The 20,568-nt window shown below is 45.4% G+C and carries 14 protein-coding genes; 9 read left to right on the plus strand and 5 right to left on the minus strand.

The annotated features are described in order from the left end of the window. Window positions 1-78: 78 nt before the first annotated feature. The 3 genes from ACG1BZ_RS09405 (at window position 79) to ACG1BZ_RS09415 (ending at window position 4,037) form a co-directional block, all read left to right on the plus strand. Window positions 79-369 carry a transposase gene (locus ACG1BZ_RS09405; protein WP_413665384.1) on the plus strand — a complete coding sequence of 97 codons (291 nt, stop codon included), beginning with the start codon at window positions 79-81 and terminating at the stop codon, window positions 367-369. A 507-nt stretch (window positions 370-876) separates the two neighbouring features. Beyond that, the gene (locus ACG1BZ_RS09410; protein WP_413665385.1) at window positions 877-1,572 is read left to right on the plus strand and encodes an ABC transporter ATP-binding protein; all 696 of its coding nucleotides are present in this window, start codon (window positions 877-879) and stop codon (window positions 1,570-1,572) included. After that, complete coding sequence (locus ACG1BZ_RS09415; protein ID WP_413665386.1) at window positions 1,566-4,037, plus strand: ABC transporter permease; 2,472 nt, start codon at window positions 1,566-1,568, stop codon at window positions 4,035-4,037. The genes ACG1BZ_RS09410 and ACG1BZ_RS09415 overlap by 7 nt, the downstream gene beginning before the upstream one ends. Before the next feature lie 456 nt (window positions 4,038-4,493). Here the strand turns inward: ACG1BZ_RS09415 and ACG1BZ_RS09420 are convergent, their stop codons facing one another. Next, window positions 4,494-4,643: a hypothetical protein gene (locus ACG1BZ_RS09420; RefSeq protein WP_413665387.1), complete on the minus strand. Its 150-nt coding sequence runs from the start codon at window positions 4,641-4,643 to the stop codon at window positions 4,494-4,496. Between the two features lie 932 nt (window positions 4,644-5,575). Here ACG1BZ_RS09420 and ACG1BZ_RS09425 point away from each other — a divergent pair. The 4 genes from ACG1BZ_RS09425 (at window position 5,576) to ACG1BZ_RS09440 (ending at window position 10,023) form a co-directional block, all read left to right on the plus strand. Then, window positions 5,576-6,394: a trypsin-like serine protease gene (locus tag ACG1BZ_RS09425; RefSeq protein WP_413665388.1), complete on the plus strand. Its 819-nt coding sequence runs from the start codon at window positions 5,576-5,578 to the stop codon at window positions 6,392-6,394. Window positions 6,395-6,841: 447 nt separating this feature from the next. Beyond that, window positions 6,842-6,985: a hypothetical protein gene (locus tag ACG1BZ_RS09430; protein ID WP_413665389.1), complete on the plus strand. Its 144-nt coding sequence runs from the start codon at window positions 6,842-6,844 to the stop codon at window positions 6,983-6,985. Window positions 6,986-7,040: 55 nt separating this feature from the next. After that, entirely contained in the window at window positions 7,041-8,198 is a 1,158-nt protein-coding gene (locus tag ACG1BZ_RS09435; protein WP_413665390.1) for an acyltransferase family protein, read from the plus strand. Window positions 8,199-8,967: 769 nt separating this feature from the next. Beyond that, window positions 8,968-10,023, plus strand: coding sequence for an acyltransferase family protein (locus ACG1BZ_RS09440; RefSeq protein WP_413665391.1), 1,056 nt, complete (start codon window positions 8,968-8,970; stop codon window positions 10,021-10,023). Window positions 10,024-10,551: 528 nt separating this feature from the next. On the opposite strand, the gene ACG1BZ_RS09445 is transcribed toward ACG1BZ_RS09440, so the two are convergent. The 4 genes from ACG1BZ_RS09445 to putA all read right to left on the minus strand — a co-directional run bounded on the left by ACG1BZ_RS09445 (window position 10,552) and on the right by putA (window position 18,406). Then, entirely contained in the window at window positions 10,552-11,235 is a 684-nt protein-coding gene (locus ACG1BZ_RS09445; RefSeq protein ID WP_413665392.1) for a hypothetical protein, read from the minus strand. An 846-nt stretch (window positions 11,236-12,081) separates the two neighbouring features. Beyond that, window positions 12,082-14,061 carry an alkyl/aryl-sulfatase gene (locus ACG1BZ_RS09450; RefSeq protein WP_413665393.1) on the minus strand — a complete coding sequence of 660 codons (1,980 nt, stop codon included), beginning with the start codon at window positions 14,059-14,061 and terminating at the stop codon, window positions 12,082-12,084. A gap of 556 nt (window positions 14,062-14,617) precedes the next feature. Next, a complete protein-coding gene (locus ACG1BZ_RS09455; RefSeq protein WP_413665394.1) occupies window positions 14,618-15,007 on the minus strand; it encodes a hypothetical protein in 390 nt (129 codons plus the stop codon). Window positions 15,008-15,259: 252 nt separating this feature from the next. Beyond that, complete coding sequence (putA, locus tag ACG1BZ_RS09460) at window positions 15,260-18,406, minus strand: bifunctional proline dehydrogenase/L-glutamate gamma-semialdehyde dehydrogenase PutA (RefSeq protein WP_413665395.1); 3,147 nt, start codon at window positions 18,404-18,406, stop codon at window positions 15,260-15,262. Window positions 18,407-18,547: 141 nt separating this feature from the next. On the opposite strand from putA, the gene ACG1BZ_RS09465 reads away from it, so the two are divergent. Both ACG1BZ_RS09465 and ACG1BZ_RS09470 read left to right on the plus strand, forming a co-directional pair. Next, on the plus strand, window positions 18,548-19,057 hold the full coding sequence (locus tag ACG1BZ_RS09465; RefSeq protein WP_108732847.1) for an Lrp/AsnC ligand binding domain-containing protein: 510 nt from the start codon (window positions 18,548-18,550) through the stop codon (window positions 19,055-19,057). 254 nt (window positions 19,058-19,311) lie between these two features. Then, window positions 19,312-20,466 (plus strand): acyl-CoA dehydrogenase family protein, encoded by a 1,155-nt coding sequence (locus ACG1BZ_RS09470; protein WP_413665396.1) that lies wholly within the window; start codon window positions 19,312-19,314, stop codon window positions 20,464-20,466. The last annotated feature ends 102 nt before the right edge of the window (window positions 20,467-20,568 follow it).

Here is a 20,568-nt window from a genome sequence, read left to right on the forward strand (position 1 = left end):
TTAAAACAAGTGACTATGGTTGCTCTTTGATCTTGCCCCGTTTTAACGGACACCAAAGTTAAACAGGCGAGGTGTCTTATGCCGAATAATAACAAACCTAGAAAGACTTGGCAGTATTCAAACGAAGTAAAAGTGAAAGCGGTAATGCTTAGTTTGATAGAGGGTATTCAAGTTAAGGAAGTGGCCAAAACTTCCAATATTCACCATTTCATATTGTCACGGTGGAGAAAAGAGTTTCAGGAGCGGAAGATTGTGGCGGATAAACGAAGAAAGCTTACTGATGTAGTCTCTAAAACAGAAAAGGAAATTTCTAGGGTAAAGAGTTTAGAGGCGGAAATTCGTAAATTAAAGCAGGAACTTGATTTGTAGAAAAAGTGGCAACGGTTTCTTTCGGTGGCACATCAGCAAGATATCGAATCATCCAAAGGTTCGGATCAGAACTAGGTATTGGACCGAGCATGAATCGACCAGGATTTATGAATAATAATGTGCATGTAGAATCATTTTTCCAGAAACTGAAAACTTAGAATATCAAAGGATTTTACTTTGAGTTGGTTAAGGAGCTTAGGGATAACTTATCTTAGTGCCTTGATAGGTACTATAACTTGAAGAGAAGGCGCAGTTAACTTGGATTCAGGAGTCCAGATAAATATATGAAAGAATGGCCGCATAAGGTGATTATAAGGTAACGTCAAACTTTATGAAGGACTTCTTATGGACTACATGCTTTTGTTGTTTCGCTGGAGGTTATTGAGCAACATATAGCCTCCTTATTTGTGCTCTGACAACTTAGCAACTTGTTTTCACTGATTTCACATTAATTTCACCTTTACTTCTTTAAAGTTCTGCTCAACCAGTTATTTCAGGAAGCTATCCATGTCGAGCAGCATTAACTTAAAGCAAATTGATCATCATTTTACCGTCGGGAAACAGCGGATTAGCCTGTTTAGGAATTTGAATGTTGAGCTGTTCAGCGGCCATTCTTACGCAGTTGTTGGACCCTCTGGAGTAGGTAAATCAAGTTTATTGCTGTTAATGGCAGGTCTTGAAAGTCCGGTTTCTGGCGAGGTGCAATTTCAGAATAATGGAGAGCAGAAACTATTAAAGAACCTGCGTCAAAGTTCAGGTTTTATTTTTCAGCAGTTTCACTTGTTGCCCGAACTTGATGCTTTAAACAACGTCGCCCTGCCTTTAAAACTAAAAGGTGACAAACATGCATTATCCACAGCTGAATTATGGCTCGACAAGGTGGGGTTATCTGATCGAATGTACCATAAACCACAGCAACTCAGTGGCGGTGAGCAACAACGGGTGGCCATTGCCCGTGCTTTTGTCATGAAGCCAGAATTTATTTTTGCCGATGAACCTACGGGCAACCTAGATGAGAAAACTGCGCAACATATCGCGCAATTGATGTTTGATTGTTGTTGGCAAAGCGGGGTGGGGCTGGTGCTGGTCACGCACTCGATGGAATTAGCAGAGCAGGCCGATACTTTACTACAATTGAGCCAAGGCAAATTAGCGGTCAAGCCGCGCAACAAAGCTGCGGCTATGGCGGGCCTATTATGTTAATTTTATTTGTGTGGCAATTGTTCCGCCAGCAATATCACCAAGCGGATGTACGCTTAATTCGCTGGATTCAAGCAACTTTGATGTTTTTCATTTTAACGCTCAGCTTAACCAGTAGTTCCATTCAAACTTATTTAGCCAATAATTTGCAGCAAATGCTCGGTAGCGATTTGGTGATTTCTCAGAATCAAGCGCTAACCGATGCACAACTAAGCAAGTTGCACCAGTATGCGCAGCAGTTGAGCGTTAGCCAGCTGGTGAATGTAACTTTGACTAATGATCACTATTGGCAAACGGTTCAATTAAAAGCAGTGGATGATCTTTATCCAGTACAAGGCACAGTGCAAGTGGCATTTGAGACGGATGGACAGGGGCAATCCCTTAGCCATGGGCCTAAATCTGGTGAAATCTGGGTCGATAGCCGATTGTTTTCTTCGCTACAGCTCACCCTTGGTCAATCCTTAGACATCGGACATGGACAATTGAAGCTCACAGGTTTGGTACGACATGAACCCGACCGCCTGCTCGAAGGCCATTCCGTAGCGATGCGTGCATTGGTGCACCTGGATGATCTTTCAATGATACAAGCTGACAATGCCCGCTTTCGCTATTTGCTTACGGGGGATGAAAGCGAGCTGAACACCCTCAAGCAGTGGGCCACTACTGAGCTAGTGACCGCACAGCTTTACGACAAACACAGTGGCCATCCGCTGTCTTTATTTTGGCAACGTGTTGAGAATTTTGTGGGTTTAGCATCGGTACTGTTGTTTTTGATGGCAGCCATTGCTATCGACCAAGCTGGTCGACGTCAGTTGATATCCCAACAGCGCTTTGCGGCGGTATGTCTGGCCATGGGAAGCAATAAACTCCAGGTGTTCGCTTTATCATTTGGTCAATGGCTACTAACAGTCATAGCAGGTCTACTTCCGGCAACCATCTTGGCATGGGGGGCGGGATACCTAATTTTGGAGCAAATGCAGATACAGTTTACGGACCTAACAGTCACCTGGATATGGGCGGATTTATTCAGCAGTTACGCGCTGTTGTTGGCTCTATTGGCGATTTTCCAAATCCCCAATTGGCTAGTGATGGTCAAAGTAACCCCGGCGCAATTGATTCGCCAAATGGCGAGTCTGAATCACTTATTGCCTCGTTATGGATTTGCGTTATTCGGTGTGGCGGTGGTGGTCTTTGTTTACTCCGACAACGGTCTGCTCACGGCCATGACTCTATCCGCTATGGCGGCCACCTTGATATTGATGATGGTATTGACTTGGTTGGTATTGAGGTTGGGCTATACCGTGACGAGCCGTGCAACGGGCATGATGGCTTTTGGTTTTTATATGGTGAAACAGCGCTTGCTCAGCAAATCCATTCAAATTCTGGGTGTTGGAATGTGTGCCACTTTGTTGCTATTCACCTTAAGTTTGATGAAAGACATTGGCCAAACCATGGAAAGCTATACCCGTGAGCACGATGGTAACCTGATGATCACCCAAGCCAATGAACAACAGGTGCAAGACATTCGCCAATGGAGTGCGCAAACTGGCAGTGACATTCGCCAATTAAAGCCATTTTGGTACGGGCAATTAAGCCATGTCAATGGCCAGACCTTGGTGGAATTCGCCACCGGCCCCAGCGAAAGTTTGGCTAGCTTACAAAAGCCTATACGCTTGCATTTCAGTATTAAGCAAGCAAACAACAACCAAACCGTGATTGGCCAACGCTGGAAAGAAGGGGACGCTGACTGGCAACAAGTATCGGTGGAGCAAGAAGTTATGACCGATATGGGGTTGAAGCTCGGCGACCAATTGCGGTTTGAAGTTGCGGGGCAATCTTTGAACTTTGAAATTAAAGCCAGTCATAAATATGTACCAGGCAAAGGTTCCATCACCTTTTGGTTTAATGTGCCACAAAGCACCATGAACAAGCTTCAAATGCCGCCTCTTTATATGGGGAGTCTAGAGCTTGCGGGCACTGCTTGGGGACAATTGGCAGAGCTTTGGCAGCGTCATCCATCATTGCGGTTAATCTCGGTGCGCGAATTGACGCAACGCTTTGATGATACTTTATCGATAGTCATTATGCTGGTATCTGGATTTAGTTTGATGATTATTTTGCTGGCAGTGCTGGTGATCAGTGCATCGGTCAAAGGCTATGAAGCTGATGAGCGTAAAAAGAACGCTTTACTGATCAGCTTTGGTCAATCACGCCTTACGTGCTGTAGGCTAAGCCTGTTTGAGTGGTTGTTGACTTCTTTAATTGCTAGCGTGGGGGCCATTTTAGGTACTTACCTTACGGCCCAGTTGATCTATCAGTCTCAATTTGGCATCAATTACAAGCCTGATTGGTTATGGATCATCGCTACTTTACTCGTCAGTGCATTGGTGGTGTGCAGCGCTGGTATGATAGCCAATCGCAGCAGTTTAAAGTTTTCCGTTGGGACCTTGTTAAGGAGTATAGGGTGAATAAAATTTTAATTTTGTTGTTGGAAGTTCCAAAGAATTAGGCCAATAACGTCATCGAATATTTTGAGCCCAAAGACCTGTTGGAAAATTACGCTAACCGTCTGAGAAGGAGACACGATCCTCAGTCATCCGGGTGGGCAGTTTGGTCTAATAAACAATAGTGGCGGAGATATAGAGTGGCTTATTATCCAGGCCAGTAGGAAGTAGCAATTCATAACAAGTGATTGCGATTGCTCATCAAACCTTTAAGCCATACCCTAATCCCAGCTGGTGTTATTTTTACCAAGGTATATAGGATTGTAGGCTGCTTTTGCATGCAAGTAATTTGGGCGATCTTTTTAGGCTTGTCAGCGTCGACTAGTCACTTATACATCGGCATAAAATTGAGATGAAATTGTAAGCAGACATAGTGGAAAGAAGTAGCAACGAGCGTACACGATGTCTTCCACTTCGAATTTATCGTTTGCGCTGGAAGCTGCCGCTATCACAGTTCATCAAGGCGATATCTACAAGTTCAGCAATTTCTTTCCGATTCAATTTTTCTGCCCCAGGAAGTTCACATATTAACGTATAAGTCAATGCAATTCCGGTTCCTTTGGTTCTCAACAATAGATCTTGTTTTTGCTGCCGATCAGGTACATTGTTAACCAGTTTATCCAGTTGCTTATCGATTCCTTGTAGCTCATTTTTGAATGGTACTTGGAATGGTCTGGATAGGTTTGTGCAGTGATTTCGGAATCCTCTGAAGCTGATTATTTTGCAGTGTACTCATTTCTAAACAATGACTTCTTACGGCCAGTAAGCTACAGGTCTCCCTAATTTTCCTGGCTTTATAACAGGTAATCTAGGCTTCATATTCTCATCAAAATGTGCGGTGTCAATAGCGTCTAGTTTGTTAGTCTTGGCGAGTCGTCCAACGAACTAGGTAAAGCTTCATATTTGCTAAGGGGTGCAAGCGACAACAGGCAACCCCGCAATGTCAGAGACACATATGAATTCTATTCCAAGTCTTCCAGTAGACTCTGTTAGTATTCTTCAAGCCTTAATAGGTTGTAGTTGCTTAATGCCACTTTTATCATTGATAGCACTAAAGTACTGGCCAGTAGGTCTCACATAAATATCGAGTTCTCTACCGCTTGTATTAATGTCGACATTGATCTCTTGAGGTTCTATAAGATAAGCTATCTCCGACTTGCTATTCGGGTTCGATGCTCACATGACTATTCGAGTTATGCTTAGTGGGTGCTTATCACATTCATACTTATTGTCGCTATTTTATGAACTGGCTAGGCAGCGAACTGTGATAAACAAGGCTTTCGGTGGTCGCTGAAGGTTTGACTCAATTTATCCGTCATTGAAAAGGACTTTCAACAGCATAATCAGGGAAGAACAACCATACAAGATAAATCTCATAGGGAAGTGTAAACCTGTCACTTTGCTTGCAAAAATACACGAGTAAACCGCTAGCTTAGCACTACTCGTATTTAGGGCATAAGCCTATTAACAGTCGTTTCGAAGTAAATGTTGGAATGAAGGATATGAAAAATATAAAGCCATACTTTTTCTCGCTCATACTTACTTCATCTTTTGCGGCCAATGCCATAGTCATTCGTCATGATATTGAAGATAATAAATATCAAATTCCAGTATCTACCTTTCCAGCGCTTGCTGACTTTCCAAGTGAAGGGCACGGTGTATTAATTTACCCTCAATGGGTTGTTACAGCTGCACATGTAGCATGTATGCAGCATTGTATTGAGGAGATAATGATTAACGGCCTATCACGTACGGTGGAGACAGTAATTATACATCCAGGATACAAGGAGCCACCTTCAACTCTTGTTGAAGGTGCATTAGCCTCGGGTGATGGATCAAATTTGAGGGAGTTTTTGGCATTGTCCGATGATATTGCGCTTATTAAGCTTAAAGAACCAATTGCCGATGTTGAACCTATCTCTCTTTTTCTTGGTAGTGATGAGAAAGGCAAGACTGTCCAAATAATCGGTAAAGGGGCGACGGGCAATGGCTATGATGGAGTGGAGCCTCAAACTCCCCATCGAACCACTTTGCGCCGAGCTTATAATGTCATTTCTAATGTAGATGCACGTTGGATTTCCTACAAATTCGATTCGCCAAAATCTGCTATTCCACTCGAGGGTGTGTCGGGTAGTGGCGATAGTGGAAGCCCCGTCCTCATTAAGGAAAATGAGAAATGGTATCTTGCTGGCCTTGCTTCGTGGATGTCTAGTGAAAAAGATCTTCGTACATATCATGGCCCATTTTATGGTGATCGTGGAAATAGCGTTCGGATTTCTCATTACATAGCATGGATCGAAAGCACTATATCTGCTGAGTAACAAAACAGAGTTCCGCGCTGACGAGAGGTTAGCGAAGCGTTGCTAGGCATGAGAAATAAGGTTTACCTACGTTTAGTAGGCACCCTGTATGGTTAAGATTAGGCCTAACAAGGGGCGTATCATGGGTAAGAAAGAACTCAGGCGTATACGAAGGGGGTTTGCAGAGAGGCAGTTTAGAGGGCGGCCAAGTCAGGGGCAATTATTGACCTGTAGCACGAAAGCTCTGTGTAAGTTAACAGCAGATTTGCGGATTTAAACTGTTGCCTGATAAGCAGTAAGAGTTAGGCGAGTCGTGCTCACGGATCTATGTCGCTAAGCTTATACAATAGGAGCATAGACTAATAGTTCACTCTGACAGGCTTGTGTAATATTGTTCGGATAAATACTAGGATCTTTTTTCTGAAAGCAAGTGTAAGCCGAGTATGAGATGCCAGGCTAAAAGTCGAGATGGTCTATGCCCGAGCATTCGAAAGCGAAGAGCAAATAAAATCTGCGGTGTTTGAGCACATTGAGCTTTTCTACGATAGGGTTCGTAGGCACTCTGCATTAGGACTATATGAGTTCAGTAGAGTATGGAGAAAATACGTATAATTAGAGCGTCTACTTTTTGTGGAAAAGACCAACGCCAATGGAAGGTATGTGTTAAATGAAAGAGCGAAGATATTCAGAATTAGACTGGTTAAGAGTTTTTCTAATCTTGGCCGTATTCTTACATCATGTGTTCATGCCGTTTAATGGGGATGGTTGGCATGTGATGAATGGAAAATCAAGTAAGTTACTTGACGATATCATGGTGTATTTTGAGCAGCTAAGATTGCATACTCTCTTTTTTATCGCTGGAGTAGGTAGCCTGCTTTTGCTAAAAAAGATTAATACGAGAACATTTATCGTCAACAAGTTCCATCGGCTTTTTGTCCCACTAATTATTGGTATGGTACTCATAGTGCCACCTCAAAATTACTTCGAAAACATAAATGACTACACAAGTATAATTGATGCGTATCAGCATTTATCTCTGACATTTGAATCTAATCATCTTTGGTTTATCGAGTTCCTTATTGTGTTTATGCTGCTTGCCTTGCCTTTTAAGTCAGGGCTCGACAGCCAAGTGGGTAAAGCCTTTATTATCAGACTTGAGCGGTTAGCGTTATTTAAGCATGGATTGTTTTCACTTGTCCTTGTAGTTCTATTGTTGAGGTGCGGCCTTAAACTTCTAATGCCTGCTCAAGATAACAGTATTGATAACTTATCTGTATCGTTGTTTTTCTTGCTGTTCTTCATGGCTGGTATGTGTCTCATGAGTAGTCCTAAAATATGGCAGTCTGTGGCTAATAACCGGTCAATCAATTTAAAATGGTTCATATTTAGTACTGTTCTATTTTATGGTTACTACTTCAAACCTGATATTAGCGAATATGTACCACTAGAGGTACGTTGGCAGCTTTGGTGGTTAGTTTGTACACTTGTTTCTTGGTCTGGGCTGTTGGTATTAGTAGGGTATGCAAGTGCGTTCTTCAAGCAAACACCAAAATGGCTACATACCGCAAATGAATTGATTTATCCATTCTATATATTACACCAAACAGTTATCGTTGCGCTTGCCTTTTATATAGTACAATGGGATGCAAGTATCGCGGTAAAGTCAATGAGTTTATTACTTGGTGCGTCCCTTGTATGTATTTTGCTATGTTATTTTGTCGTAAAGCCTATAGGTATTTTTCGTTATCTGTTTGGGTTAAAGTCAAAGCGTGTAGTTTATAAGAGTTCAAGTCAACAGGGCGCTGCAAGCGATGCCTCAGTTTGAGGCGGTCATTTTTTAGATGGTTTGTAGTTGCAAGCACCACTGAACACACATCTCAGCGAGTTTTTCTGGAAGCTAGCGCAGCAGTTTCGTTCAAGCGCCTGTAAATCTATCTGGCAGCGGTTAGCCAAAGGAGGTTGGCAGAGTATGTAGGTTGTTCAAAGGTCGTCAGCTGTAACTAGGTCAGGCAAGATCTCCCGGCCAGAAACTGGGTTGGACAGCCTACGCTCCGCTTCGGTTGCCCTTTATCGCAACATTATATGCATAGGTGGCAGAATTGAAAAAAGCGTTCTTAATCCCATTCATATTGAGAATTTCTTATTACATTTCCTGATGTATATTCAGAGCTGCTAATTTGCACTGGGATAATGGCTACAATATCCCTGGCTTTCTGATACTAATACTTTCATACCCTTGGACCTTATTTATCATTTATCAGTCACCAATATTATTTATGGATAATTTGGTTGACTTTTACTCAAGAGCATTAATTTTAGGTATCATTGCTAACTTAGGTTTTAGTTCAATTTTTTACCAGTAGTTTACCTAGGTAGATTATGTGTTCGTAAAGCATATAATATGCTGGCGCATTTGAAAGCGAAGAGTAAGTAAAACCTGAAGTGTTTGAATGTATTTAAATTTATACAATAAGATTGATGGGCAATTCTGCATTGGGCTATGTGAGTCCATCAGGGCATGAGCGTAAATATACATAGTTAGAATGTCTACTTTTTGTGGGTATGACTAATGTCTTTCTAGTTAGGAGTAGATTTTGGAAATTAGGAAGCTTAATACATTGCGGGGATTAGCAGCTCTAATTGTTTTTGTTACCCATTTTAGCGACATTACGAATTGGCTTGATGGCGTGTTGGGTGGCGGTTCTGGAGCATACGGTGTAATGCTGTTTTTCCTGCTCAGTGGCTTTTTGATGTCATATCTCTATTTGGAGAAAGACTTTACAAAAGTCAACGTCACATATTATTTTTTAGCGAGAACGGGAAGAGTTTTACCGTTATACTTGGTTGTGGTAGTTGGATCTTATTTGCTTTCAATTTCAGGCAACAATACTCTTTACAGTATACCTGATCTTAATGCGCTCTTAGGTCATTTGCTGTTCTTGTATGGAGAAAATATTCTATGGTCAATTCCACCAGAAATACAGTTTTATTTCATTTTTATAATTTTCTGGGCATGTGCTAAGAATCGATCTGGTTATATTTATCTATCTATTTTCACTTTAATGATTTCACTGTTTTTCTCCAATTTCCCGAGAGTATACGGTGAAATTTATGGTATTCCATACAACGAGTTTAATGTGCTTAGGAGTTTGCCGTTTTTATTTGTCGGTGTTATATTCGGGATGAACTATAAATCTCTCAAAGTTCCGCGGTATCTTAGAAAGCACTGGTTTATATTAGCGCTTTGTTTAATTCCTCTGATGTATCCTGATTTAACAATGATTACCTCTGATGCAAAACAGAAAATGTGGCTAAGTTACGAAGTGTTACTAGTAATGAGTTGTGTTTTCGTTTGTGTGGTGTTTTTGGTTCCGAATGATAATGTTCTATTAGCTAATAGTTTTGGCGATTTTATCGGGAAAATTTCATATTCTTTGTACTTGCTGCATATGCCAATTATTGTGCAGGTAAATAAATTAGATTTATCTGTTGAGTTAAAGTTGACACTGTCTTTCTCTTTAAGTGTACTGGCCGCATATATTTCTTTTCATTTTTTTGAGAAGCCTACTGCTAAGAAAATACGAAGCATGTCATTTAACAAGTCAAACCAAAGAGAGAAACAAGGCTGCGCCTCTGCTAAAGGAGTTTGAAGCCTCTCCTTATCGAGTAGATGCTTGCCTTTTGAATAGGGTAGAAGAGTGCGCCTAAAATAGTAAGTGAAAAACGTGTTATTGGATACACAGCAGAACTCAAAGTTGGAGTTGTAGCTCTAACAGAAGACCTTCAAGTCGATATGGTTACTATTGCCAAATTAATGAGAGCGTATCCTGTGGTGATATTTGCGAGGCGACAAATAACTTAAGTTATCGATACTGCCCAAATCCTAAGCATGGATAGGCAAATAAGGTTTGGCTATCAGTTGGTAAATATTTAATCAGATAACTTACTGAATGTTAGTTAACAGTTCTTGCAAAAGCTCTCAGTGCAGTTAGATGGATTTATTTATAGCTTGTCTTGAAAATATAATCATAGAAATATAGATGGAAACTGACAAGGGCGCTCAGTGCTTTATCTCTGCCGCCCTTGCCACTAGCGATAACTCATACAATTAAGTTGTACTCTAATTCTTAACTGCATACCACAATGAACTCGATGTATTATTGGAGTTGTTAATTATGTTAGTCCTCAGGGGGTGGCGGTGGTGGTGGAGGGGGCGGCGGTGGTTCGCTAGGGCTGTGCGGTGCGAGGGCAATTAGTAGAGTAACAACGCAGATTGCCTTCATTGTGAGGCCGCCAAGCAAACAAAAAATTAAGGCAAGAGAGTCGTCGTGAAGGTAGGTTAAGACGGGAAACAGCTGTGGTCTTTCCGGTGGTCGACCTTCCTGAATAGCCTCAACTAGGCGCTTTCCTTCTTCACTAATTTCTATTCTGCTTACAAGTGCTTGTCGAAGAGTTAAGAGCCATTTCTCCGTTGTGCCATACTTTTTCAATCCCTCTTTAAGAGCTGTCGCCAATGTTTCATCGACCTCTGTATTGGCGCGTATCTTTATTAAAAGAGAATCCGCATCAAGCCTTAGAATTTCTGAAAGACTCTCCTTGAGTTGATCAAGAGACTCAAGTGCAGTCTGAGACGCTTCAATCATGCACTCAAGTGATTGAAGCATATACAACGACCAGACGTCTAATGTCCCGGAGGAAGTTAGTAACTCATCGTAGTATTTTGAATCTACCGCGAGACTATCTTCAATCCGTGTTGCTGCAAGGATTTTAGCGCGAAATGATCGATAAGACTTAAAATCCCTGACTGTTGTATCTGTTTCAGCAATTGCTGTTGCTGCCGTAAGTTCCATTATATCTTCCATTGTCCATTTCCATTGTCCAATACGATTTAATAATGCGGTGGGGACAGTAATTATTTTATGTGGGCCAATCAAGCTGTTGTAAGGTTTTGTAATTTCCGTCATTGGCGGATAGAGTAACTATTATGTGTTTGTTATTTGGTCTTTTGTGACAATAAACAGTGAAGGGTTTAAATTATAAGTATTGTTTATTTCTGTTGTGAGTAAATTGAGAGCTCTTAAGTTGAATTTGATATATTGTTAGCTTAGGTAGTGATTCTGCAGTTGTAGATTTTGTTAATTGTTTAAGGTGGGTTTACCTTTGAGATCTGAGTAAGGTGCTTCAGAAGGTAACCTTATTGTCCCAAGCTTGCCTTAATCGCTTTAGAGGCTGTTTTTAAAAAAATTGTAAATTTATCCGCCTAAGATTTTCCCTGTAAACTTTTGGTGCTGTGTTTTAATTGTACTTTTGTAAGCCTTTATATCCAGCGTGTCATGATTTTTATGGAGTAGCTTGGTTGAGTAATTGTTGAAACCTGTTGGAACTTAGAAGTCGGCGAGTCTGTGGTTAGTTTGATGGGTAAGTTAACATGCTTTTTTGAGGGGGTGTATATTATCAATCGGTGGTAAGGCTTTCTGGGGTGGGAAGTATTCTGTTTTATAAAAATACAGAGCCCAAAAGGCCCTGTATTGTTTCGGCTAGTATGAGTCAGATTGCTTGAGTTCCCGGATTATTATTAATCCACCAAGAATTTTCCATGGATCGCTTGTATTTTTTTGAGTTTGGTCAAGCAAAACAGATGCCTGCGGTTAAGATGCATATTAATAGTTATCGTTAGTTAGAACTTTACGGGCTGATCGCTTCAATTTTTAAGGAGTTACAAGGCTAAAATTACGATCAAATTTATCAAATAACCGCCCAAATTTTATTAGGGCCAAAGGATTTCCGCTCACCTTGAGTCGGCCATCTTTGATTAGAGTAGGGGCGCCTACTAACCCGCTAAACATCATACGTAAGTCGGTACTGTTCAGAGAGAGGCTGGCAGAGGGCTCGCTACTGTGTCGGCCGGGGTAGCCGTGCAGTACCCCATTTTGTACTATGACTAAGTACTTTTCTCCAGTGTCAGTCATATCGATATTTAAGCGGATATCTGCATCTGCCGCTTTCTCACCGTTAAGGCGCACCGCCATCGCGTCGAAAAGTAGCTGGAGAGGGACTCGCGCTACTATTTCTTCATCGGGCAGTATTTCTTCACGGTATTCGATACCATGACGTAATTCCTTGGCTCCGGAGAGATAAAAATTACGCCAGATACCAGATTCTGCCTGGTAGCCGAGTTGTTCCAAGCTATCAGCCAATAGATAACGGGCTTGCTCGTTCTCAGGTTCAGCGAAAACCAAGTGCTTTAGCACCATGGCTACCCAGCGATAATTGCCCTGGGCAAAATCCTGTCGGGCTCGAGCCATAATGGCTTCTCCCCCCCCCATGTAGTCGATGTAGTGCTCTGCAGCTTCTTCCTGAGGAATAGGGTGGAGGTTTGCTGGGTTGCCATCGAAATAACCCAGATAGCGATTGTAAACTGCCTTGGCTCCAACATTGACAGTGCCGTAGTACCCTCGATTGGCCCAAGCCTGAGAGAGGTTCTCGGGCAGCTCAAGGCGCTCTGCGACTTCGACCATATCGTAACCGTGGTTAGCTAGGCGCAGAGTTTGGTCGTGGATATATTTATAAAGATCCCTCTGCTTAGCCAGGTAATCCATTGCTTCATCTTTGCCCCAGGTGGGCCAGTGGTGGCTGCTAAAAACCACCTCGGTCTCATCGCCAAATTTCTCCATGGCGTACTCAATATAGCGACTCCAGGCCTTGGCATCGCGGGTTTTCGCACCACGCAAAGTGTAAATATTATGCAGTGTATGGTTGGCGATCTCACTCATGCAGAGTGCGTTAAATTGAGGGAAGAAAAACACAATCTCTGCGGGTGCTTCGGCCCCGGGCGTGTTAATGAAGACGATGTCCACTCCATCAACTGTCATCTCTGCACCGGTTTCAGTAATCTCTATTGTTGGTGTAGCTATTCCGTGCTCACCATCTGATACCCGGTTGCCTAAGCCGGAAGAGACAAAACCCTCCGGGCTGGAGGGCAGCAAATTTCCAAATTGGTATAACGCACGACGTTGCATCACGTTTCCGGTGCGCACATTCTCGCTAATCGCCTCCTCAGCAAAACCCTCTGGAGCAATAATGTCGATAGAACCGCTCGCGAGCTGTTCTTTAGTCAGAACTCCAGTTATACCGGCGAAATGGTCTGCGTGGCTATGGGTAAAAATAACAGCACTTACCGGTTGCTCTACAAGTGCCTTGTTGGCCAGCGCAAGAGCTGCAGCTGCAGTCTCTGCGGAAGTGAGAGGGTCGATAACAATCCAGCCGCTTTCTCCTTGCACCAGAGTCATATTGGCCAGATCCAGCGAGCGCACCTGATAGATACCATCTACCACTTTGAACAGGCCGTTATTCAGGACGTTGAGCTGGGCCTGACGCCAAAGGCTGGGGTTGACGGTATCAGGAGGGGTACCTTGTAAAAATTGCATCTGGGATAGCCCATAGACTTCCCGACCTTCGGTATTTTTCACTTGGGCGCCGGGAATAGATTCAATAAAGCCTCGTTTAGCCAGTAAAAAATCAGTTTCATCACCGAAGGGGAGTTGTTTTGCCAGGGATCTATTGTGGGAAATAGTTGCCTTGGAGGCGGGTTTGATCTCGGTATTTAAATTTTCTGTGTGAGTTTTCGGTTCACTACCACAGGCAATCAAAAAGAAGGACAGCAACCACATCAGTATCAGCGAGCGCATTGAGACTCCCCAAAATCGGTGTACATGAAACTTCATTTTTATACTGGGACAGGGTTTTTATTGCCCAGAGTGGCCTTAGCTTCTCCCACCTGCGGTGGCGCGTCAAGACAAGAGCTATCCCTTTGGCGGCGTAAAAGTCTTTCTACGTGGGAAACAGTTTCATGTAATCTACGGGTTAACCAGTTTTGTCATTGGGCTTTGTATTTTCTACCAATACAGTCACGATTGCTGGCATTGTGTAATGTGTGAAGAGCTTGTGGTTCCTGAATCGAAGAGGCTGGATTGTTGCAGCTTATGGTTTAGTCTGATCTTTTTTATATGTTCTTAGGGACTTTGAATTTAACAGGTTAGAAAATTTTATATGGTGGTATATGGTCGTAAATTTAAATTTATTTTTAGATTTTATCTGTTTGCGCTAGTACCAGCGCGGCCATTTAGAGTAGGGTATCTTATTTATCAAATTTCATTTTAGAAATAAGATACCCTGTTGCTCGAGTTTGAACAGATTATGGATTAAGGGTTCTTTATCTTCTATTAATCTTAACTCGAGAGATAATTAAATGGCAGGTGATATATTTGTGCTCTTTCTGGAAAGCGTTGCGCTTAAGAATGCACAAAATGCCAGAGCTAGGATATGAGGTACGTAAAGTGTGTATTCGCTGGCGTGGAAAAAATACAGAGTGGCTTCGCAGGCGATAATGGCAATTGCTGCAGTTGCCCATGGATGCAGTTTTATCAGCCTAGATGCTAAGAAAATGAGTGTGAAAACAATTAGTCCATATCCTATTAAATGGACAACAAAAATTTCCCAAAGGACAGCTCCTCCATCTGAAAGGAGTGCTCTGAAAGCTTCGGGTATAGCGATGGCTGCAGAATATCCTGTAATTAATGGGCCTAAGTATCCGGCGACTAAGCCTATTGTTATTCCAGCTATTATGTTTTTCATTGAATCCATTCCATTTTTTAGGGTTGACCAACTATACCTTATGTGGAACTGTAAAAGAAAATACTTGGTTGTTGCCGCAAAAGACTGCGCTTGAAATTGAACTAATTGCCATGATTCATCCGATTAATTTACAGGGGCTGAAAAATTTACGGGAAAGGGAAGTTTGGAGTTGGTACTTTGTGGGTGGTTAGCGAAATGATTCTCCACAAAAAAGCGGGCTAAAAGCCCGCTCTCTCATTGTTTTATCGAAGCTTATTGCCCCAATGTAAACAGTGCAGTGTTACCGCCAGTGGCAACAGTGTTAATAGTTTTGGTTTTTTCGCTGGCGAAACGGAATAGGTAGTGCGGGCCACCGGCTTTGGGGCCGGTGCCGGATAGGCCGTGGCCGCCGAAGGGGTTAACTCCTACTACTGCACCAACCATATCGCGGTTTACATAGCAGTTGCCGACGTTGATACGCTTAAATACCGCGTGGGCACGGCCTTCGATGCGGGAGTGCAGTCCGAAGGTAAGGCCGTAGCCGGTGGCATTAATGCGGCGGATTACGTCTTCCAGCTCGTCTGCCTTGAAGCGAACTACATGTAGGAAAGGTCCGAAAGTCTCGCGCTTGAGCACGGAGAAATCTTCAATCTCTACTACCTGCGGGCCGAAGAAGGTGCCTTTGCTGGGCTTCTTCGCTTCCTCAAAGGCAAATAGCGGCTTGGCTTCTTTCGCCATGCGCTCGCGGTGGGATTCCAGCATGCCGAGGGCTTTTTCGTCGATAACCGGACCGATATCGGTATCCAGTTTACCGGGATCGCCGAGGGTCAGTTCTTCACATGCGCCTTTCAGCATATTCAGCAGGTTATCAGCGATGACATCCTGTACACATAGGATACGCAGAGCGGAACAGCGCTGACCGGCACTGAGGAAGGCAGATTGAATTACATCGTCTACTACTTGTTCGGGCAGGGCAGTGGAGTCTACGACCATAACATTCTGGCCGCCGGTTTCGGCGATCAGCGGTACAATCGGGCCTTCTTTCGCTGCCAGCTGCTGGTTGATCAGGCGTGCGGTTTCGGTGGAGCCGGTGAAGGCTACACCGCCCAGGCGGGGATCTTCGATCAGCAGTTTGCCCACTGCGGCACCGGTACCTGTGATCAAGTGCAGTACTTTTGGCGGCACGCCCGCATCGAGCATCAAGCGCACGGCGTGTGCAGCGATGATGGGGGTTTGCTCTGCGGGCTTGGCCAGTACGGCATTACCGGCGGCGAGTGCAGCAACTACCTGACCAGTAAAGATTGCCAGGGGGAAGTTCCAAGGGCTGATGCACACGAAGGTGCCACGGCCACTCAAATACAGCTGATTTTGTTCACCGGTAGGGCCTGGTAGTTCGGTGGGTTCACTGAAATGCTGGCGTGCGCCGTTGGCGTAGTAGCGGCAGAAGTCGATAGCTTCGCGCACTTCACTAATGCCATCATTTAGGGTGCGGCCCGCTTCAATGCAAATAATTGCAGCCAGTTCATTGGCTTTATCTTCGTAGATATCAGCAATTCTGTCGAGAATATCCGCGCGGTGTTTTCCGCCCTGGCGATCCCAGTCGATCTGCGCCTCAGTGGCGGAGGCATAGGCCTGCTCAATAAGGTGCTTATCAGTATTTGCGGTGTGTCCAATTTTTTCGCCGGTTGCCGGGTTGTAAACCGGTTCTTCCGCTTCGCCCATGGTGCCGTTGACGATAGGGCCACCGAGGAAGTGCTTTTCGCGTTGCTGTTCAAGCTCTTTCAGCAGGGGATCAACGGAGAGTGGATCAGTCAGTTCGATGCCGTGTGAGTTTTTCCGTGGCAGGGCTTCTGCGCCCATATAAATATTCTCCGGAACAGGAATTTGCGGGTGACGGTAGGGGTTGCAGGCTTCGCTTTGTTCCAGGGTATCCTGGACCAGGGCTTCAACCGGCGTTGCCTCGTCCATAAAGCGGTTAACAAAGGAGCTATTAGCTCCGTTTTCCAGCAGGCGACGAACCAGGTAGGGCAGTAAGTCACGATGTGCCCCCACGGGTGCGTAGACGCGCACGGGCACACGCTTGCCGTGTACCGCTTCAATTTGTGCGTACAGCAAGTGGCCCATGCCGTGCAGGCGCTGGAATTCAAAGTCGGTGCGGCCATTGGCTAACTCAAGAATCAGCCCGACGGTGTAGGCGTTATGGGTGGCAAATTGCGGATAGATTGCATCGCCAGCTTCCAACAGTTTTTTCGCACAGACCTGATATGACAGGTCGGTGTGGCATTTGCGCGTGTACACCGGGTAGTCCGGCAGGCCCATCTGCTGGGAGTGTTTGATTTCACTATCCCAGTAAGCGCCTTTAACCAGGCGCACCATCAGTTTGCGGCCGGTATCGCGGCCCAGGGCAATCAGCCAGTCGGCGACATGGGGGGCGCGCTTTTGGTAGGCCTGGAGTACAAAGCCCAATCCTTGCCAGTCTTTAATTTCGGGGTCGCGGGCGAGCGCCTCGAAGATATCCAGAGAGATATCCAGGCGGTCTGCCTCTTCTGCATCGATATTCAGGCCCATATCGTATTGGGCTGCGGCGACACAAAGACGCTTCACCTGGGGCAGCAATTCGTCCATTACGCGATCCCGCTGCAGCACACTGTAGCGGGGGTGCAGGGCGGAAAGCTTGATGGAAATACCGTTGGCCTCAACCACATCCCGCTGGGTGTTGTCTTTGCCGATCTCTTCGATAGCCATCATATAGGCATCGAAGTAGCGGTGGGCGTCGGCCATGGTGCGGGCGCCTTCGCCCAGCATGTCGAAGGAAAAGCGGGTGCCCGGGAGGTTTTCTTTGGGGCCGCGCTTCAAAGCTTCCTTGATGGTGCGGCCGAGCACGTACTGGCCACCCATAATTTTCATGGCCTGCATCATGGAGGTGCGCACCATGGGTTCGCCGATACGGCTCACCAGGCGTTTCATCCAGTGGGAGGGACGCTCGGTGATATCTGGGTCCAGCTCCACCACGCTACCGGTGAGCATCAGGCCCCAGGTTGAGGCGTTCACAAACAGGGAGTCGGACTGGCCACGATGGCTGGACCAGTTGCCGGAATGCACTTTCTCGGCGATTAGTTTGTCGGCAGTATCGGCGTCTGGTACCCGGAGCAGGGACTCTGCCAGACACATCAATGCAACCCCTTCCTTATTGGAAAGGCCGAATTGCTGAAGGAAAGCGTCCAGCGTTCCGCGCTTGCTGCGCTGCTGTCGCGAATGATGAACCAGTGCGCGCGAGGTGTTCAGAATTTTCTTGCGCATCTCGTCGCTGGGGCGTGGCGCAGCCAGCAGCTCGCTCACGCAGAGGTTTTCGTCGGCGTGCAAATACTCGCGTGCCCGGTCTCGGGCATTCTGGAGGTCTCCGGCGAAGTTTGTCGACATATCGTCTCCCAAGCTCTATATCTAGGGTCAGAATAAAAAACCGGATTATGTGCGAAAATCGTTAGAATTAATCGCCATAATGTTGCGAGTTGTGGTTAAATATCACGCCTAATTGCGTGATTACCAGTAGGGTATTTTGTAATGTCTCGACAGTTGGAAGATCTTGATCGTATTGATCGCCAAATACTGCGAATTCTGCAACGTCACGGCCGCTTGCCGAACGTGGAATTGGCGCGCCGGGTTAACCTTAGTCCCACCCCATGCCTGGAGCGAGTCAAGCGGCTCGAAAGGGAAGGATTTATTCGCGACTATGTAGCGCTACTCGACCCGCTCAAAGTTCATGCGGGCTTGGTGGTCTATATCCAGGTGACCCTGAACAATACAGCGACTGAGGCATTGGAAGCCTTTAATGAGCATGTGGCTGGACTGGAGGAGGTCCAGGAGTGCCATATGGTTGCCGGTGGTTTTGACTACCTGGTGAAAATTCGTATTAAGGATATGCTGGGTTATCGCCGCTTCCTCGGTGAAAAGCTGGCATCCGTACCGGGAGTACGGGAAACCCACACCTATGTGGTGATGGAGGAAGTGAAGACTGATACCGCTGTAGCGGTACCGGACCCAGAACCCAGTGTGAAAGGTTCGCGGCGCTAATTGAGCGCAGTCAAATATCCTGTGCGGAGTGAGAGAACTGTAGCGATTTTGCTGGTTGGCTTTTTTATGAACCTGGGTAGGAATCTGAATTCTCTCCTCAGGCCTCAATCATAGGGATTGATTGCTGATTTCATGGATGAACAGATGGAATTGGCAACCATTGTCGGCGCGGTTTTTATTATGCTCGGCATAGCGATGCGGTACCAAGGTGGGTGCCGTGTGATTTGTCCGTAATAACTATAAGTAGGTACTGTATGGATTTTTCACTGAGCGAAGAACAGCAGATGATTCAGGATGCGGCAAAGCAATTTGCTGACAGTGAACTGAAACCCATTGCTGCCGAACTCGACAAGACCGGTAATCGAGAGCTCTTGTTGGAAAAGCTCAAGCAATTGGCAGAGCTGGGCTTTATGGGAATCAATATTGATCCCAATTACGGCGGTACTGGTGCTGGTACTGTCGCATTCTCCCTGGCGATCGCCGAGCTGGCGCGGGGCTGTGCCTCTGTTGCAACGACCACCTCCGTAACCAACATGGTGGCAGAGGTTATTCAGGCGGTAGGTTCGGAAGAGCAGCGCCAAAAATACCTCCCCAAAATCTGTAGTGGAGAATACCCTGCGGGTTCTTTCTGTCTCACCGAGCCCGGTTCCGGTTCGGATGCGGCCTCTATGCGCACCCGCGCGGAAAAGCAGGGTGATGAATACGTTCTCAATGGCAGTAAGCTCTTTATTAGTAGCGCCGAATTTGCCGGTATTTTTGTTGTTTGGGCGGTGACAGATTCTTCCGCGCCTAAAGGCAAAGGTATTTCCTGCTTCCTGGTTGAAGCTGGCACACCTGGCCTGGTGATTGGCAAGGCCGAAGAAAAAATGGGACAGAAAGCCTCTGTTACCAATGAGGTTTCTTTCGACAATTGCCGTATTCCTGCCTCCCATCTTTTAGGTGAAGAAAATCGCGGCTTTCGCATTGCTGCAGGTGAGCTCGCTGGAGGCCGAATCGGTATTGGCTCCCTGGCGCTGGGTATCGGCTTTGAAGCTTTGGATTGTGCCCGGGCCTATCTGCATGAGCGGGAGCAGTTTGGTAAAAAACTGGCGGAGTTCCAGGGGCTGCAATGGCAGCTTGCCGATAAATATACTGAGATGGAAGGTGCGCGACTCCTATTGCTGCAAGCCGCTTGGCAGAAAGATGCCGGAATGCCGTTTGGCCCTGCCGCTTCAATGGGCAAACTGTTCGCTAGTGAGAAGGCTAACGAGGCATGTTATCTAGCTCTGCAAATGCACGGTGGTGTGGGCTATACCCGTGAATATCCACTCGAACGTATGAGTCGGGATGTGAGAATCACTACAATCTACGAAGGTACCAGTGAGATCCAGCGCCTGATTATTGCAAGGCATTTACTGGATGTCAGATAATATTTAATGACACATAAGCCGGCGCTCTTCGCCGGCTTTTTTGTTTCTTTCCCCCTAAATTTGTCAGTTATTCTCCTGATGCCGGCATAAATACCCGTCCGC

Origin of the sequence: Microbulbifer sp. CNSA002 (assembly GCF_047324085.1) — a bacterium.
Lineage (GTDB): Bacteria > Pseudomonadota > Gammaproteobacteria > Pseudomonadales > Cellvibrionaceae > Microbulbifer.

What these genes read in the sequence shown, in the direction of transcription:
- putA (WP_413665395.1), bottom strand. Translation starts at nt 18,406, where the DNA reads ATGTCGACAAACTTCGCCGGAGACCTCCAGAATGCCCGAGACCGGGCA.
- ACG1BZ_RS09450 (WP_413665393.1), bottom strand. Translation starts at nt 14,061, where the DNA reads ATGCGCTCGCTGATACTGATGTGGTTGCTGTCCTTCTTTTTGATTGCC.
- ACG1BZ_RS09445 (WP_413665392.1), bottom strand. Translation starts at nt 11,235, where the DNA reads ATGGAAGATATAATGGAACTTACGGCAGCAACAGCAATTGCTGAAACA.
- ACG1BZ_RS09425 (WP_413665388.1), top strand. Translation starts at nt 5,576, where the DNA reads ATGAAAAATATAAAGCCATACTTTTTCTCGCTCATACTTACTTCATCT.
- ACG1BZ_RS09430 (WP_413665389.1), top strand. Translation starts at nt 6,842, where the DNA reads ATGGTCTATGCCCGAGCATTCGAAAGCGAAGAGCAAATAAAATCTGCG.
- ACG1BZ_RS09470 (WP_413665396.1), top strand. Translation starts at nt 19,312, where the DNA reads ATGGATTTTTCACTGAGCGAAGAACAGCAGATGATTCAGGATGCGGCA.
- ACG1BZ_RS09415 (WP_413665386.1), top strand. Translation starts at nt 1,566, where the DNA reads ATGTTAATTTTATTTGTGTGGCAATTGTTCCGCCAGCAATATCACCAA.
- ACG1BZ_RS09465 (WP_108732847.1), top strand. Translation starts at nt 18,548, where the DNA reads ATGTCTCGACAGTTGGAAGATCTTGATCGTATTGATCGCCAAATACTG.
- ACG1BZ_RS09410 (WP_413665385.1), top strand. Translation starts at nt 877, where the DNA reads ATGTCGAGCAGCATTAACTTAAAGCAAATTGATCATCATTTTACCGTC.
- ACG1BZ_RS09405 (WP_413665384.1), top strand. Translation starts at nt 79, where the DNA reads ATGCCGAATAATAACAAACCTAGAAAGACTTGGCAGTATTCAAACGAA.
- ACG1BZ_RS09435 (WP_413665390.1), top strand. Translation starts at nt 7,041, where the DNA reads ATGAAAGAGCGAAGATATTCAGAATTAGACTGGTTAAGAGTTTTTCTA.
- ACG1BZ_RS09455 (WP_413665394.1), bottom strand. Translation starts at nt 15,007, where the DNA reads ATGAAAAACATAATAGCTGGAATAACAATAGGCTTAGTCGCCGGATAC.